The sequence below is a fragment of the Thermohahella caldifontis genome (assembly GCF_041153465.1).
Lineage (GTDB): Bacteria > Pseudomonadota > Gammaproteobacteria > Pseudomonadales > Oleiphilaceae > Thermohahella > Thermohahella caldifontis.
This window is the reverse complement of record NZ_CP154858.1, coordinates 1,009,951-1,026,477: the sequence shown is the minus strand read 5'-3', so window position 1 is coordinate 1,026,477 and position 16,527 is coordinate 1,009,951. Positions and strand designations below refer to the sequence as shown.

Genomic DNA, 16,527 nt, shown 5'->3' with positions numbered 1-16,527 from the left:
ATCGAAAGAGGCCAGATGTGACAGACGTAGTAATCAGCGGGACCGGCCTGTTCACCCCGCCCGAAAGCATTAGCAACGAAGAGCTGGTTGCCAGCTTCAACGCCTGGGTCGAGCGCTATAACTCCGAGCATGCAGACGCCATTGCCCGGGGCGAACTGGAACCCAAACAGCCCTCGTCCGTGGAATTTATCGAAAAGGCCTCTGGCATCAAAAGCCGTTACGTGATGGACAAGGCCGGCATTCTTGACGTGGAACGCATGTGCCCGTACCTCCCGGAGCGCAGCAATGACGAGATGTCCATCCAGTGCGAGATGGCGGTTGCCGCTGCACGGGAAGCGCTGGCACAGGCGGGCAAGACCGCAGCCGACATTGATGCCGTGATCGTTGCCTGTTCCAACATGCAGCGTCCGTATCCCGCCATTGCCATCGAAGTGCAGCAGGCGCTTGGTATTGACGGCTTTGCCTGGGACATGAACGTGGCCTGCTCCTCTGCCACCTTCGGTCTTCAGGCAGCGGAAAGTCTGGTGAGAACCGGTGCCGCACGGGCCGTGCTCATGGTCAATCCGGAAATCTGTACCGGGCACCTGAATTTCCGCGACCGGGACAGCCACTTCATCTTTGGAGATGCCTGCACGGCGGCTGTCGTGGAATCGGCGTCCACCTGCACGGCGTCACGGGCGCTGGACATTGTCACCACCCGGCTGAAGACCGTGTTCTCCAACAACATCCGCAACAACTTTGGTTTTCTCAATCGCTGTGACGAATCGGGCATCGGCAAGCCGGACAAGCTCTTCGTCCAGAATGGTCGCAAGGTGTTCAAGGAAGTGGTCCCCATGGTGTCGGAAATGATTCAGGCCACACTGGCAGACCAGAACATTGAGCCCGCCGACCTCCGGAGGCTTTGGCTCCATCAGGCCAACATCAACATGAACCAGCTCATTGCCCGCAGGGTGCTGGGCCGGGACGCCACGGACGATGAAGCGCCCACCGCGCTGGATCGCTATGCCAATACCAGTTCGGCCGGTTCCATCATTGCCTTCCACCTGTTCCGGGAAGATCTGAAGCCGGGTGATCTTGGGGTTATCTGCTCCTTCGGTGCGGGTTATTCCGCCGGGGTTGTGGTTGTCCGGCAACGCTGATTTCAGCGTCCGCCGGGCCCTTTTGCCTGGCGGGCGTGCAGTGACTTCTCCAGCAGGGCCAGCAGAGTGTCCGGCAACGGAATGGAGCGGTGCCGGGCATGGTCCAGCCAGACCAGCTTGCAGAAACCCTCGGAGTAGAGGGTTTCACCGTTGTGGGAGCGGACCTCGTGTCCCGTCACGAAGCTGGTTCGCCCGATTTCCTTGCACCAGGTGGTGACCCACAGGGTTTCCGGATAGTGAACCGGGCGCAGAAAAGTGCAGCTCGTCTGCAGCAGAATGGGGCCCTGATCCTTGCCGTCCACCCGGAACCCGTTGCGCTCCAGCCAGCGCACGCGTGCTTCCTCGAAATAACGGAAATAGACAGTGTTGTTGACATGGCCATAGGCATCCATGTCGCCCCAGCGAACGGGAATTTCGATGGCATCCAGCAGTGACAGGTCATTGAGCACGGTGATTTCCTCACAAATACCTATTGAAACAGCCATGTAAAACCCGGACAGTATACCCTCAACAGTGCCCCGTTGCTGCCTTCAGCAGGGATACGGCGCTGAACAGTGAAAAAAACGATATATTTTGAACAGACCGCACACACAACAGGCAGGATGACATGAAAAGCCGGATGCTGGTAATGATTGCCCTGGTTCTGAGCCTTGCACCCTGGGCCCAGGCCGCACGGTTTGATGACAGAGACCCCTGGGAAAACTGGAACCGCAAGGTCTTTGCATTCAACGATGTTCTGGATCAGTATGCATTGCGACCGGTTGCCCAGGCATACCGCGATGTCATGCCCCAGGTGCTGGACAACTGCGTGACCAACTTTTTCAACAATCTGCGCCGCATTCCCACGCTGGGTAACCAGATTCTGCAACTCAAGCCCGTACCGGCAGCAGAGACCACGCTCAGCCTGATTTTTGACACCCTTTTCGGGCTGGGCGGCGTCATTGACGTGGCGCACGAATGGGGCCTGCGCGACCAGAAGGAAGACTTCGGTCAGACCCTGGTGCACTGGGGGTTGCCGGACGGACCCTATCTGGTCCTGCCTTTCCTGGGGCCGCGCACGGTGTCGGATGCCGTGGGCATCGTGCCGGACAACCTCTGGACCGGAGTGTTTGACTACACCCCGCATCGTGATACACGTCTGGTTGCCAAGGCGGTGGAAGTGGTGGACAAGCGCGCAGATGTCATTCCCGCCGAGCGCATGATTCAGGGTGACCGATATCTGTTCATTCGCAATGCCTATCTGGAAAAACGTAATTACGACATTCTGGATGGCGTGATCCTCAATGATCCCTTTGCGGATGACGATCCCTATTTTGATGAGTGAGGATTGACACTTTGTCACAGCAACCTCGCCCCATTTTGGCTATAGTGAACATGGGTTCACATATTGCGAGGCAGCATGGCAGTCAGTCAGGACAGAAAAATCGCCCGGCTTGAACAGCAACTGGCAGAGGCCACTTCCTACGAGCAGTGGCACGAGATCGCCCTGGAGCTTGACTACCTGACCGGTCAGGCAGAGTGGAAACAGGAGCTCGAGAGCGATCTCTACAACGTGCCGCTCATTCTGGATCGCTACAATGAACTGCGCGATGCGCTGGAAAGGCGGGATCACGCGCGCCTGATCCGGTCCCTGCGTGAAGGTCTGCACCACGATCTGGGCAATATCGGCAATCCGGCCCTGTTCGCGCGCAGCCGGGTCGGAACCAAGCTGCTGATCGAGAATTACCTCGACATCGTGTGCCACGCCATCCGCTACGTGGCCGCCACGGACATGCCCGAGCTGCCTTTGCAGGAGAAGCTGGATTATTTCAAGGATATTGCCCTCGCATTCGGTTCTCCGGCGCTGCTGCTCAGCGGTGGTGCCACCCTTGGCCTGTTTCATATCGGTGTGGTCAAGGCGCTCTGGGAGCGTCGTCTGCTTCCCCGGGTGATTGCCGGTTCCTCGGCCGGATCCATCATGGCGGCCATGATCGGTACCCGTACGGACGCCGAGCTCGACGAACTGTTGCATTCGGACCACCACGAGTTTCAGCCCTGGCGCTGGAAAGGGCTGCTCTCCGGCATTGCCGGGAAGGGTTTCATGGATAACCGGCAACTGGAAAGGTGCCTGCGTGAAAACATCGGCGAATACACCTTTCTCGAGGCCTGGGAGCGCAGCGGGCGCGGCATCAACATCTCCGTCTCTCCCGTCCACGAACATCAGCGCGAGCGGCTGCTGAGCGGTTATACGAGCCCGTATCTCATGGTCTGGAGTGCCAGCCTGGCCTCCTGTGCCGTGCCGGGGATCTTCGCGCCGGTCAAGCTCATGAAAAAGGATGAGTTGGGCCGCATCGTGCCTTACCAGCCCCGTCTCCGGTGGGTGGACGGCTCGGTGGTATCGGACCTGCCCATCGACCGCTTGCGTCACCTGTATGATGTCAACTTCACCATCGTCAGTCAGACCAACCCCCATGTGGTGCCGTTTCTGCACAACAGGTCGGGCAAGAAGCAGGGGGTCACCAGCCTGCCGTACCGGTTGCTCAAGAAGGAGTTGCGTTTCCACGGCGCCGAGCTGGCCAATTACCTCCGTCAGCACAGCGACAATGAACTGGTCCGTCAGGTCGCCGGGCAGGCATATACCATTCTGGCTCAGCGTTACAGCGGCGATGTGACCATCGCACCGCGCTACACGCTGCATCATTACCGGCACATGCTCAGCAATCCGACGCCGGAGTTTTTGCAGAGAATCACCCTGGAAGGGGAGCGGGCGACTTGGCCGCATCTGTCACGGATACGGATTCATTCCCGCATCAGTCTGCTGCTTTCGCAGGTGGTCAATGATCTCAAGAAGCGGCTGAAAACGCCGGCGCCGGTGCTGAAAGTGGTATCCGGCCAATGACAGGCCGCCGAGAGGTTGGTAGCGGGACGCCTTTGCCGTAAACTAGGCGGCTGAACACAGGAAACCGCCCCGCATGTACGAAAGCTTCTTTGGCCTCAGGGAACTGCCGTTTTCCATTGCCCCCGATCCGCGCTACCTCTACATGAGCGAGCGCCACCGGGAGGCACTGGCGCATCTGCTCTATGGCACGGGGCGCGATGGTGGCTTTGTGCTTCTGACCGGAGAAGTGGGCACGGGCAAGACCACCGTTTGCCGCTGCTATCTGCAGAAACTCCCCGAAGGCACGGATGTGGCCTTTATCGTGCACCCGCGGCTCACGGCGCGGGAGTTACTGGCCACCATCTGTGACGAGCTCGAAATCCCCGTACGCAACCAGGCGTCCGTCAAGACACTTATTGATGCCATCAATGCCCACCTGCTCAAGGCGCACAGCCAGGGGCGTCATGTGGTGCTGATCATTGACGAAGCCCAGAACCTGAGTTCCGACGTGCTGGAACAATTGCGCCTGCTCACCAATCTGGAAACGGACAGCAAGAAGCTCATGCAGATCATTCTGCTCGGGCAGCCCGAACTGTTGGACATGCTGGCGAGGCCGGAGCTCCGGCAGCTCGCCCAGCGCGTGACGGCCCGTTACCACCTGGAAGCACTGAGCCTGACTGATGTGCGCGCCTATATCGCCTATCGTCTGGCCGTGGCCGGCTGCCGGCGCGAACTGTTTACCCCCACAGCCGTGCGACGCGTCTACCGCCACAGCAAGGGCATTCCGCGCCTGATCAATCTTCTCTGTGACCGGGCATTGCTCGGCGCCTATGCGGCGGAAGCGCCTCAGGTATCTGCCCGGATAGTCAACACGGCGGCACGGGAGCTGGGTCTGGCCGATATTGCCAAGTCGCTCAGGTCCTGGCACCGCAACTGGTTTGTGCGTGGTGTGGCCGGAGGCGTACTGGCCGGATTGCTCACGCTGGTACTGGTGTTCAGTCTCGGGTCGCGGACGGCGCCGGTCACCACCGGTACCCTGCCGCCACCGTCGGCCAGCGTGGCGCCTGAAGAGGTGTCAACTGAATCGCCAGTGTCTGCTGAACCTGCTGCAGCGCCGGTGATGGCTGCCGCTCCGGCGGACTCCGCTGATCCGGGACGCTGGCTGGAGAAGAGCCCCGGCGATCAGCGCGAAGCCTGGCTGGCCGTGATCAGACGCTGGCACTTGCCCCTGCCCGGCGAAAATGAAGCGCTCATTTGCCCCTGGCTGCAGACTCAGGGCCTGGACTGCCTGCATGGCCGGGGCAGCTGGTCCACATTGCTGAAGATTGATCGTCCCGCCGTGCTCACCCTGATCGACAGCCGGGGGAAGAGCGTTATGCCGCACTGCTGGCCGTACGTGGGGAAGAAGCTGATGTGGTCATGGATGGTCAGGCCATGACACTGCCCGTGGCCGCGATACAGACGCGCTGGGAAGGGCGCTTCAGTGTGGCCTGGCGTGTTCCGCCCTACCGTTCCGCCATCATCCGGCCGGGTCAGGAGCGGGATGAACAGCGCTGGCTGATCGGCAAGCTGGTCCGCGCGGGCTACCGTGAGGCCGCGGAGGGGCGACTGGACGACGCCATCCGGGCGCTGCAGGCGGATGCCGGCCTGCGAGCGGATGGTATTGCCGGTGCCATGACACTCATCCGGATCAACACGCTGACGGATCCGACCGTCCCGAAACTGGTGCAGAGGTAACCCATGTCCTACATCCTCGATGCACTCAAGCGATCCGAGTCCGAACGTCGTCAGGAAGCCCTGCCTGATCCGCTCAATCCGCCGACACTGGGGATCCGCCGCCGGCAGAGCCGTCCGGTCTGGCCCTGGATCACGGCAACCTTGCTGATTGCGATCACGGCCAGTGCCGGGACTTGGTGGTGGGTGAGCCGTCACGCCCCTGATACGTCACCCGTGGCTGGCCAACCCACCGGCCAACAGGCATCCGAAGGGCCGGCCCAGCCCATCGGACAGGCTTCCGCACCCGTACCCGGAACCGCGCTGACCCCGAAACCGGCGCTGCAGGCCGTTCCGCCTGCAGTGACCCCGGCACCGGCTTCCGTGGAGCGCCGTGCCCCGGCAGTCAGCGGGCCCGTTCAACCTGTACCGGCCGGGGCACCGGTCAGAATGCCGGTTACCCAAGATGTCCCCCTGTTGATCGAACCCGGCAAGGCGCCCCGTTATCTGGTGGAAGAGACTGCACCGCAAGCCGCCCCGCAGGCGGATCATCGCCCGACGACAGAGGCTTCCGCCGGCGCGGCATCGGAACAGGCGGTTCCGCGTCTGACGGATCTTCCGGTCAGCTTTCAGCGTCGGGTGCCAAACCTCACCTTCAACAGTCACATCTACAGTCCGGATCCCGCGCGCAGCCGGGTGATGATCAACAATCAGTATCTCCGCACGGGACAACGCATCGCCGGCATGCGCATCGACGCCATCACAGAGAATGGCGTGATTTTCAATCTGGACGGCACCCGTTTTGAAGTCCCGGTCGTGCGCGACTGGATCACACCAAGGTAACCTGCATGTTGGATGATGCCAGCAAGGCCGCCATACAGGCCGCCTACAGCCGCTACATTGCCGAGCGCAACCTGAAGCCGCGCCGGGGGCAGCGTGAAATGATCGGTCATATCGCCCGCTATCTCGGAGATATTGAGGCGGACGGGGAAGGCCGGCGGATCAGCGATCCGCGTGTCTGTGTGGTGGAAGCCGGTACCGGTACCGGAAAGACGTTGGGGTACCTGCTGCCGGCCGCCATCCTGGCCGAACGGCAGGGCAAGCAGCTGGTGGTGTCCACGGCAACGGTCAACCTGCAACAGCAGATCCTGGAGCAGGAACTGCCACTGTTGCTCAGGCATGCCGGACTGGACCTGCAGGTGTCCTTGGCCAAAGGGCGCGGGCGGTACCTGTGTCCCCACAAGCTCGAACAATGGCTGGAAGCCGCTGAAGACAACACGCTGCCCCTGTTCGCCGCGGAAGGGGTGGAGGGGACGCTGGATGGCGAGACCGCGCGGCGGCTGATGAGCTGGATGCTGGACCAGAAATGGAATGGTGATCTGGACAGTGCGCCCGGAGAGATCGCGGCCGGGATCCGGCCCCAGATCACCACCGACCATCGCCAGTGCCTGAACCGGAGCTGCAGCTTCTTCTACCAGTGCCCGTATTTCAAGGCCAAGGCCGAAGCCGAGCAGGCACGCATCATCATCGCCAACCACGATCTGGTCTTTGCCGATCTGGCCCTGGGCGGGGGTGTGGTACTGCCGCCACCCGACCGTGTCATCTACGTTTTTGATGAAGCCCATCACCTTGCCGCCAAGGCCCTCAGTCATTTTGGTGGCCTCGCCGGGCTCGATGCGGCACGCCGGACACTGCAACAGCTCTCTCGGGTATGTTCCGGGCTGATGTCCGAAGTGGGATGGGATGAAACCCTGAGTGGCCACCTCGGCAACCTGCCTTCCCACAGTCTGGCAGCAGGCCGCTACCTTGAAACCCTCAAGGGCCTGTGCAGTGCCGAGCTCTCCGAAGGTGCGCTGAAACGCTATCCGTTGGGTGTCATTCCGGAATCGCTGCAGACACCCATGCGGCAACTCGCGGAAGCCAGTGCGGAAACGCTGGAAGTTGTCGGGCTGACCACCCGGCGCCTGCGTGCTCTTCTGGACAAGGAAGCCCGAACGGCGGCCCAGCGCACCGCACTGGAAACCGGGCTGATGAGCCTGGGGCCCCTCGAGGGGCAATTGCAGAACCAGACCGAGGTCTGGCAGGGCTGGGCAAGGGCCCCCGTCAGCGAGGCCGAAGCCGGAGAGGGCACGCCGACTGCACGCTGGTTGCAGCAGGCCGGTTCCGGGGAGGATATCCTTGTCTGTGTCAGTCCCACCTCTGCCGCGGGTTTTCTGATGGAACGCCTGTGGCAGAATGCCTACGCTGCCATACTCGCCTCGGCGACCCTCAGTGTCGGTGGGGATTTCAGACGCTTTCAGGCCTCCACCGGACTGCCGGAAGGCAGTCCGGCCATCTCCCTGCCGAGCCCCTTTCGTTTTCAGGAGCGGGGCGTGCTCAACCTCTGGCGCACCCGTCATGTGCCTTCGGAAGATCCGGACTATATGGATGAACTCGCCCGGCTGGTGGCCCATATTCTGGATCAGGGTGAACCGACGCTGGTGCTGTTCAATTCCCGGCGTCACATGCAGGCCATTCATCAGCGCCTCGAAGGCTATCCCTGGCACGATGCCATTACCGTACAGGGGGATGCCAGCCGGCATCAGCAGATCGCCGATCACAAGGACAAGGTGGCACAGGGGGAGCGTGCCATCCTGTTCGGTCTGGCCAGTTTTGCGGAAGGGCTTGATCTGCCCGGCAAGCTGCTGACCCATGTGGTCATCACCCGGCTGCCCTTTTCCGTACCGGATGATCCGGTGGATGAAACCTTTGCCGAATGGCTTGAACGCCGTGGCGGCAATGCCTTTTACAGCATTTCCGTGCCGGACGCCTGCCTGAAGATGGTTCAGGCCTGCGGCCGCCTGATGCGCTCGGAAACGGACAGTGGCCAGATTTCCATACTGGATGGCCGGATTCTCACCCGCGCCTATGGCAAGCGCATTCTCGACGCCTTGCCACCCTACCGAAGACAGATTCACGATGTGACGCAACTGGCCGAACAGGCCTGAACATCCCGTCCCGCTGGAAGATACTGCCGTTTTCCGGGCAAAAAAAAGACGATGTATCTCGCCGAACAAGGATACATCGCCGTATTCGCCGGGCAGTGTGGGTCAGGGAGGCCCTGGCTGAAAGGAGAAAACGACTCGAAAGGCCATAACGAATTCGTTTTCATGGTGTCCATTATACTCAGCATGGGGCGTAGTGGCATCGTTCGATGGGACTAATTTAGGGCGTAAAATATAAATATGATGGGCGTATATATTGAATTTAACCGGATACGCCCAGGCGATTTTACGGCGTACCCATGGGTTACAGGAGATTGAGCGCATCAGCAAGACGCAGGGCGTCCGCCCGGGATCGGGCGCCAATCTTGCTGTAGATGTTGCGGATGTGGGCCTTGACAGTCGCCGGAGCGAGATGAAGCCGCACGGCAATTTCCTTGTTGGAAAGTCCCTCCGCAATCAGCTCCAGCACCTGGAGTTCGCGACGGCTGAGTGCCTCGTGATCCCCGGATGGCAGCGGCGTGTCGCTTTCGCTGGTCTGCTTCACGTTCAGATGGGTAATCCGTTCGACAAACTCGCCAATCAGCGGGACGTCCTGCAGTGTCTCGAGGTCCTGAGTGAAGAATGGCCGGAAATGCAGGAGGGGAAACACAAGATCATTGGATGCCGCGATCTCCACGCACCGCTCAAAGGTTGCCCTGCGTTTGCCGGTTTCCCCGGTCAGGCATGCCTGCACCAGTTTTGCGGTCAGATGGTGAGCGAGAAAACGTTCTGCCTTGGCCCGTGTGGCCAATGCCTGGGCCCGTTCTTCTGCTTGTTGGCGCTGACCGTCAAAAAGTGCCCACAGGCACTCGGCTTCCTGCCATTCCATGGTATCAAACGGGTGCATTGCACCACGGCCACCGGTCCCGGACTGAATGAGCTCGCCAGCATCACGCAGGCGCCCCAGCATCAGCAGGCAACGGATCCGCAGGGCATCCACAGGCGGGGCCGGAATGGAAAATCTTTCCCCTTCGCTGCGGATGATGCGCTCTGCCTGGTCAAGCCGGTCCAGTGCCTCGGCCGGCTGACCGGCGTGCAGGAGCCAGAAGGCTTCGCTGTAGAGGGTCATGGTCTGATGCGCCGGCTCTGCACTGGCCATGAAGAGCTTCATGGGTTGCAGTGCCTTCCATCCGCTCTCCAGATCACCTTGCAGGACCGCCAGCCGGATGCGTGCCGAATTGCGCCAGCAGGACACCAGGTTCGGTGCCTGTCCGGATTCGTGAAAATTCTCCAGCCACAGGGTGCTGTCGCGGAGCAGGTTGCGCGCGCGGATCACCTCTCCGCGGATGCTCATGAGCCAGAGTGCCAGTCCGCTGGCCGACAACACGGTACTGAAACGCTGTTCCAGCTTGGCATGGGTGAGCGCTTCCAGTGCCAGGGTCTCGGCTTCGCCCAGTTCTCCCTGCCAGTAATAGGCGCTGGCCAGGCCCAGATAGGCCACCGAACGCACGGGAACAGTCTGTTTGCGCAGACGGGCCAGTGTTTCCAGTGCATCGGGGCCGGTTCCGAGCTCCTTCGGCGGGCGCGTCATCATTTCCAGCAGCGTCAGCTCATCTGCAGGCAACCCGCCGGTACTGATGTGTATGCGTGCATGCTGGATGGCACGAGCCAGTTCTCCGCGCCTGTCGGCATAGAACAGGGACCAGAGTCTCAGACGCAACATGGCCGCATTGTTGCGCACCGCTTCGGGCATGGATTCGAGGTAGCCCAGAACCTGCAGGTGATAGCCCTTGCGCAGCAGCGTCTGCCCCGTTTCTGCGAGCTTTTGGCTGAGGCCGGACCATTGCTGGTTGCGCCAGAACCACTCGCAGCAGATCAGCGGGTCCGGGTGATCACGATAGTGCGCCGCCATGGCCTGTTGCCATGCCTCATCTCCCGCCTCCTCATGCGTGGCGTGGGGGCGCAGACAAGCGGCCAGCAGAGGGTGAAGCTGCCGGCCAAAGGAGCCGGAAACCTCAAAGGGTGCAAGGTACGCCATGGCCTCCCCCAGCGCCTGCAGGAGGTGCTCGTCTTCCCCGGCTGCCATCTCCAGGGACCACTCCGGCAGCAGGGCAAGGCGTCGGGCCAGATGCCGGACGGGTTCCGGCCAGGGTGCAAGTACCTCTTCCTCCACATACTGACGAACGAGCAGTGTGGCCGTGCTTTCGCCCGCACTCAGCGCTTCGGTATATAACGTGAGGGGGGCGATCCATCCGCCCAGTTGATGGCCCAGGGCTTGTCTGCGCGTCGGGCTCAGCGGGACGGTCAGCCGGGCCCAGACAGGACTCTGGGCCTCGTCATTCCACCAGAGCTGTTCGCCACCCACCAGCCTGAGCCGGAAGCGGAGCAACCAGCGGCTGGCAGGCAGGGGAGGTCGGCCCAGCATCCAGATCAGGGCGCTGTCGGGCAACTGCAGACACAATGCTTCAAGCTCGGCCACCGCATCAGGCTGGGTCAGGTGTTCCGTCTGATCCACGAATACGGCCAGCGGCAGGGTGCCGTCAGTCAGGGCCACGAAAGGGTCATCCGCTTCGGGAAGGGCCCGGGCCAGCGCCGTGCGGATCAGCGTCCGGATGCTGTCCCTGTCTGACCAGGCCGGAGCTAGGCTGATCCAGACCACCGTTGTGCCCTGACGACGCAGACGTGCCGCATGGCGTGCCGCCAGCAGGGTTTTGCCGGTGCCGGCGGGTCCCTGAATGCAGACGCGGGGCTGGCTTTCCAGCCATTTGTCCAGATCTGGGCTTGGCAAGGCCTCCCGGACATCGGGTGGAGTGATCAGTGAAAGGGGGGGCGTAATCCTGTCCATACGCCTAGGATGATGGACGTGCGGGCCCCTGTCAATCGGGAGTATGCGGTGCGCGGCTCTGACACCTCAAAAGAAGGCGTATTTGACCCCGATGATCATCAGCATGCTGGCCAGCGCCGGGCGCAGCATCCGCGAGGGCAGCCGCCGGCTCAGCCAGGTGCCGGCCTGAATGGCGGGCAAAGAGCCGACCAGCAGACTGGCCAGCAGGGTATAATCCACGTTGCCCAGATGCAGATGGCCGAGTCCGGCGATCAGGGTCAGCGGCACCGCGTGGGCAAGATCGGTACCCACAACGCGGCTGGCGACAAGCGCCGGATACAGCGTCAGCAGGATGGCCGTGCCGATGGCGCCGGCGCCCACGGATGACAGTGTCACCAGCACACCCAGTACGGCGCCGCTGACGAAGGTCAGCAGTCCCCGGTGCCGGGAGGAGAAGCTGTCGTCATTCATGTGAGCCAGCCGGGCGCTGACGATCCGGTCGCGGAACACCAGCACCACGGAGGTGAGAATGAGCATGAATCCCAGGGAAACGGTCAGCAGATGCTGATAGGCACTGGCATCGGGGAAATAGGCGGCCAGTATCCCGGCCGTGATGATGGATGCGGGCACGCTGCCGGCAGCCATGTTCAGCACGATCTTCCAGTCCACGGTTTTCTGCCGGGCATGGGTGATCACGCCACTTGCCTTGGTGATGGCAGCGTAGAGCAGATCCGTTCCGATGGCCGTGTGCGGCGGAAAGCCGAACAGGATCAGCAGCGGCGTCATCAGCGAGCCGCCGCCCACGCCTGTCAGGCCCACCAGAAAGCCGACGCCTGCACCGGCAAGTATGTAAAGCAGCAAATCCATCAGATTGGTCTACACTGGAAGCATCGGTAAAAGTCCGTGTTGGTACTTTAGAGGCTTTGCTGTATTCTTAAAAAGAATAAATTTATATATTTTTATCGCTTTGGGATCTAAAAGGGAAACGGGATGAAACTGCAACAGCTTCGTTATATCTGGGAAGTGGCCCACCATGATCTGAATGTTTCGGCAACCGCCCAGAGCCTCTATACCTCTCAACCCGGTATCAGCAAGCAGATCCGGCTGCTCGAAGACGAACTGGGCGTGGAAGTGTTCGCGCGAAGCGGCAAGCACCTGACCCATGTGACCCCGGCGGGCGAGGTCATCATCCGGGAAGCCGGCGAGATTCTCCGCCGTGTCGAGGGCATCAAGCGCATTGCCCAGGAGTTCAGCAATCAGCGCAAGGGTGACCTGAGTATTGCCACCACGCATACCCAGGCCCGCTATGCCCTGCCACCGGTGATCAAGGCCTTCATCGAAGAGTATCCCGAAGTCTCCCTGCACATGCATCAGGGCACACCGCGTCAGATCGCGGAAATGGCCGCCGAGGGCAAGGTGGACTTCGCCATTGCCACGGAGGCCATGGAGCTGTTTGCGGATCTGATCATGCTGCCCTGTTACAAGTGGAACCGGTGCGTGGTGGTGCCGAAAAACCACCCGCTGGCGGCCGTGCCCGAGCTGACGCTGGAAGAGGTGGCCCGGCATCCCATTGTCACTTACGTCTTCGGTTTTACGGGCCGTTCAAAACTGGACGAGGCCTTCAGCAAGGCCGGTCTGTCGCCCAATGTGGTGTTTACCGCCGCCGACGCGGACGTGATCAAGACCTACGTCCGTCTGGGACTCGGGGTCGGCATCATTGCCCGCATGGCCTATGACCCGGTGACCGATGGTGATCTGGTGGCGCTGGATGCGTCCAGGCTTTTCAAGCCCAGCACCACCAAGATCTGTTTCCGCAAGGGGACGTTCCTGCGCGGCTACATGTACGGCTTCATCGAGCGCTTCGCCCCGCACCTCACGCGGGAACGGGTGGAGGAAGCCGCCCGGTGCCATAGCCGGCAGGAGGTGGAAGCCCTCTTTCAGGACGTGACGTTACCCGTTTACTGAGGCTTCTGCAGATTGGTGGCGTGCAGGCCGCATTCCTTGTGACCCGGATCTTCCCACCACCAGCGGCCCTCGCGCTCGTGCTGGTTGGGCAGTACCGGCCGGGTGCAGGGCTCGCAGCCGATACTGATGTAACCCCGCTCATGCAGCGCGTTGTAGGGCACGTCAAACATGCGGATATAGTTCCACACATCGGCTGAAGTCCAGTCTGCCAGCGGATTGAACTTGATCAGGGCCTTCTCCGGCGTGGAAAAGGCCGCGTCATGCTGAACCAGCGGTACCTGCGCACGGGTGCCCGGGCTCTGATCCCTCCGCTGCCCGGTGATCCAGGCATCCAGTGTAGCCAGCTTGCGCTTCAGGGACGCCACCTTGCGGATGCCGCAGCATTCCTCGTGACCGTCCTCATAGAAACTGAACAGCCCCTTTTCCCGTACCAGTGCTTCCACTGCTGCCGCGTCCGGAGACAGCACTTCCAGCCGGATGCCGTAGTGCTTGCGCACGGTCTCCAGAAAACGGTAGGTTTCCGGGTGCAGGCGTCCGGTGTCCAGGCTGAACACCTGCACGTCCGGCCGGATCTTGACCGCCATGTCCACCAGCACCACGTCCTCTGCGCCGCTGAAGGAAATGGCAATGTTGTCAAACTGCGCCAGCGCCGCCTGAATGATTTTCTTGGGGGCCCAGCCCTTCATGGCTTCGGCCTGTTCAATGGGATTGAATGACGTGCTCATCAGGTTGCCTTGTGTGTCCGGTTGCAAATCATGAGGAAAGGAAGCCTATCAAAAGGCTTTTATAACGAAAAATACTATAAAGGCATAATGATAATCCGATAACATAGCACTCCTCTGAACCCGATTGAAACAAAATAAGGAGTGACCGTGGAACTGGCCTGCCTTGACCTGGAAGGTGTTCTGATCCCCGAAATCTGGATTGCCTTTGCCGAAAAGACCGGCATTGATGCCTTGCGCGCCACCACCCGGGACATCCCCGATTACGATGTGCTGATGAAACAACGCCTGGCCATTCTGGATGAGCACGGCTATGGCTTGCCGGATATCCAGGCCGTCATCGAAACCCTGGACCCGCTGCCCGGTGCCCGTGAGTTTCTGGACTGGCTCCGCGAGCGCTTTCAGCTCATCATCCTGTCCGATACCTTCTACGAATTCGCCATGCCCCTGATGCGCAAGCTGGGCAACCCGACCCTGTTCTGCCACCGCCTGGAAACCGACGAGAAGGGCCGGGTGGTCAACTACGTGCTCCGTCAGAAGGATCCCAAGCGCAACGCCGTCCGGGCATTTCACAGCCTCAACTACTATGTGATTGCCGCCGGGGACAGTTACAACGACACCACCATGCTCAGCGAGGCTGATGCGGGTATTCTGTTCCATGCGCCGGACAACGTGATCCGGGAGTTCCCCAGTTCCCGGCAGTACACACCTACGAGGACCTCAAGGCCGAATTTCTGCGTGCCAGCCGGCTGGTGAAGGCGTAATTCACGCCGCACCGGTACCGAACGCCTCAATGGCCTCAATCAGGTGGCGGATCTTGGTCATGGATTCCTCGAATTCGGGATCCGCTGCCGAATCGGCCACCACACCGCCACCGCCCCAGACGCGGATATGCCGTCCATCCGTTGTCAGGGTGCGGATGGCAATGCTGCTGTCCAGCACGCCTTCCGGACTCAGATAGAACAGGCTGCCGCAATAGACACCGCGGGGCAGGGGCTCCAGCTCCCGGATGATCTGCATGGCCCGGATCTTGGGTGCGCCGGTGATGGACCCGCCCGGCGAGCAGCCTTCCAGTACGGCCAGTGGTGTGACCGCTTCGCGAAGCGTGCCGGTGACGGTGCTTACGAGGTGGTGCACGTTGCTGTAGCGCTCCAGTGCAAAGAGTGCCGGCACCCGGATGGAACCGGGCACGCAGAAGCGCCCCAGATCATTGCGCAGCAGGTCCACAATCATCAGGTTTTCCGCACGGTCCTTTTCGCTGGCCAGCAGGGCGCGGGCCTCCTGATGATCGGCCAGGGGATCGGCGCGCCGGGGACGTGTGCCCTTGATGGGGCGGGTCTCCACCTGATCCTTTTCGATGCGCAGGAAGCGCTCGGGTGAAAAGGACAGCACCGCCTGTCCGTTGAACTGCACGTAACCGGAGAACGGTGCCCGGAAACGTCCGACCAGCGCCCTGAACAGGGTCAGCGGGTCACCTTGGTAAGGGGCCTGAAGCGCCTGGGTGAGGTTGATCTGGTAACAGTCGCCGGCAAGGATGTAGTGCTGAACCCGCTCGAAGGCTGCCACGTAGTCCGGGCGCTCCCAGAGGGGCTGGAACGGTGCGGACAGCCGAAAGGCTGATGCCCGGGCGTCCGGTTCAGGTACCTGATCCGAGGGCGACCTGAATCCGCCGATCACCAGGCCCGGGAGGGCATCCGCAGGTCTCGGATCCGGCCCCAGTATCTGCTGTTCCGCCAGACTGTAACTCAGATAGCCCGCCAGCCAGTGGCCCGTCAGGGTGCGCAGATATTCCGCCACGGCGCGCCAGTGTGCCTTCAGGCGGATCTGTTCGCCGTGCAGCGTCAGTGTGCAGGTCTTCTGCTGCCCGGCCGTCAGCACCCACTCCGGACGGGTGAAGAGCTGATTGAAGGGCTCGTAGGGGCCGTCCGGTGCCGGACAGGTGAGCCAGACGCTCAGCCCGGCCTCCCCGGAGGTGCGGGCCGCCACATCAAATGTGTGTAAAACCTGATCAGTTAACGTCACGATGGCTCGCCAACTGTGCGTTGGTTAACGCTTTGAAACGCGCTGTAACGGAGTGTGAATGGAGTCACGGAATCGCCAGGGTTTCGTTAATAGGATGTGTCTCAACGGTACGGTGATGATCCAGACGGAACACAACGTGCCGGGATTGTAACGAAAGACGGATGCTTTGAAAAATACGTGAACTGTGAGACCAGTCACGGAAAGTTACAAAGCGGAAGACTAGAGTAACAATTATCAGGTTTCGGGATCGATTGTCTGACAGTCGATCTCAAAACGCCCGAAAGGGCAAATTACGTAGCAATAAAAAAAATATCTAGGAGAA

13 protein-coding genes and 1 pseudogene are annotated in these 16,527 nt (G+C 61.1%); 9 read left to right on the top strand and 5 right to left on the bottom strand.

Features of this window, described 5'->3' with window-relative positions; genetic code table 11:
* Positions 1–17 precede the first annotated feature (17 nt).
* A complete protein-coding gene (locus tag AAIA72_RS04965; protein WP_369602315.1) occupies positions 18–1,139 on the top strand; it encodes a beta-ketoacyl-ACP synthase III in 1,122 nt (373 codons plus the stop codon).
* A gap of 2 nt (positions 1,140–1,141) precedes the next feature.
* On the opposite strand, the gene AAIA72_RS04960 is transcribed toward AAIA72_RS04965, so the two are convergent.
* Positions 1,142–1,588, bottom strand: coding sequence for an acyl-CoA thioesterase (locus AAIA72_RS04960; RefSeq protein WP_369602314.1), 447 nt, complete (start codon positions 1,586–1,588; stop codon positions 1,142–1,144).
* Between the two features lie 158 nt (positions 1,589–1,746).
* Here AAIA72_RS04960 and AAIA72_RS04955 point away from each other — a divergent pair, with 158 nt between their 5' ends.
* From AAIA72_RS04955 to dinG, 6 genes are all read left to right on the top strand, one after another.
* Positions 1,747–2,463 carry a VacJ family lipoprotein gene (locus AAIA72_RS04955; protein ID WP_369602313.1) on the top strand — a complete coding sequence of 239 codons (717 nt, stop codon included), beginning with the start codon at positions 1,747–1,749 and terminating at the stop codon, positions 2,461–2,463.
* A 75-nt stretch (positions 2,464–2,538) separates the two neighbouring features.
* Entirely contained in the window at positions 2,539–4,017 is a 1,479-nt protein-coding gene (locus tag AAIA72_RS04950) for a DUF3336 domain-containing protein (RefSeq protein ID WP_369602312.1), read from the top strand.
* Between the two features lie 73 nt (positions 4,018–4,090).
* The gene (locus AAIA72_RS04945) at positions 4,091–5,434 is read left to right on the top strand and encodes an ExeA family protein (RefSeq protein WP_369602311.1); all 1,344 of its coding nucleotides are present in this window, start codon (positions 4,091–4,093) and stop codon (positions 5,432–5,434) included.
* The gene (locus tag AAIA72_RS04940; RefSeq protein ID WP_369602310.1) at positions 5,431–5,733 is read left to right on the top strand and encodes a peptidoglycan-binding protein; all 303 of its coding nucleotides are present in this window, start codon (positions 5,431–5,433) and stop codon (positions 5,731–5,733) included. Before AAIA72_RS04945 ends, AAIA72_RS04940 begins: the two co-directional genes overlap by 4 nt.
* Before the next feature lie 3 nt (positions 5,734–5,736).
* Positions 5,737–6,552: a general secretion pathway protein GspB gene (locus tag AAIA72_RS04935; protein ID WP_369602309.1), complete on the top strand. Its 816-nt coding sequence runs from the start codon at positions 5,737–5,739 to the stop codon at positions 6,550–6,552.
* A gap of 5 nt (positions 6,553–6,557) precedes the next feature.
* Positions 6,558–8,696, top strand: a complete 2,139-nt coding sequence (dinG, locus tag AAIA72_RS04930) for an ATP-dependent DNA helicase DinG (protein ID WP_369602308.1) — start codon at positions 6,558–6,560, stop codon at positions 8,694–8,696.
* A 301-nt stretch (positions 8,697–8,997) separates the two neighbouring features.
* Here dinG and AAIA72_RS04925 read toward each other — a convergent pair whose 3' ends face one another.
* Both AAIA72_RS04925 and AAIA72_RS04920 read right to left on the bottom strand, forming a co-directional pair.
* Positions 8,998–11,460 (bottom strand): LuxR C-terminal-related transcriptional regulator, encoded by a 2,463-nt coding sequence (locus AAIA72_RS04925; protein ID WP_369602307.1) that lies wholly within the window; start codon positions 11,458–11,460, stop codon positions 8,998–9,000.
* Positions 11,461–11,583: 123 nt separating this feature from the next.
* Positions 11,584–12,363 (bottom strand): sulfite exporter TauE/SafE family protein, encoded by a 780-nt coding sequence (locus tag AAIA72_RS04920; RefSeq protein ID WP_369602306.1) that lies wholly within the window; start codon positions 12,361–12,363, stop codon positions 11,584–11,586.
* A gap of 123 nt (positions 12,364–12,486) precedes the next feature.
* On the opposite strand from AAIA72_RS04920, the gene cysB reads away from it, so the two are divergent.
* Entirely contained in the window at positions 12,487–13,461 is a 975-nt protein-coding gene (cysB, locus tag AAIA72_RS04915) for an HTH-type transcriptional regulator CysB (protein ID WP_369602305.1), read from the top strand.
* Here the strand turns inward: cysB and AAIA72_RS04910 are convergent.
* Complete coding sequence (locus AAIA72_RS04910; RefSeq protein WP_369602304.1) at positions 13,455–14,186, bottom strand: phosphoadenylyl-sulfate reductase; 732 nt, start codon at positions 14,184–14,186, stop codon at positions 13,455–13,457. The two genes, cysB and AAIA72_RS04910, sit on opposite strands and share 7 nt — an antisense overlap.
* A gap of 147 nt (positions 14,187–14,333) precedes the next feature.
* Here AAIA72_RS04910 and thrH point away from each other — a divergent pair.
* Positions 14,334–14,947 (top strand): annotated as a pseudogene (thrH, locus tag AAIA72_RS04905) (bifunctional phosphoserine phosphatase/homoserine phosphotransferase ThrH).
* 1 nt (position 14,948) lies between these two features.
* Here thrH and pabB read toward each other — a convergent pair.
* The gene (gene pabB, locus AAIA72_RS04900) at positions 14,949–16,169 is read right to left on the bottom strand and encodes an aminodeoxychorismate synthase component I (protein ID WP_369602303.1); all 1,221 of its coding nucleotides are present in this window, start codon (positions 16,167–16,169) and stop codon (positions 14,949–14,951) included.
* Between the last annotated feature and the right edge of the window lie 358 nt (positions 16,170–16,527).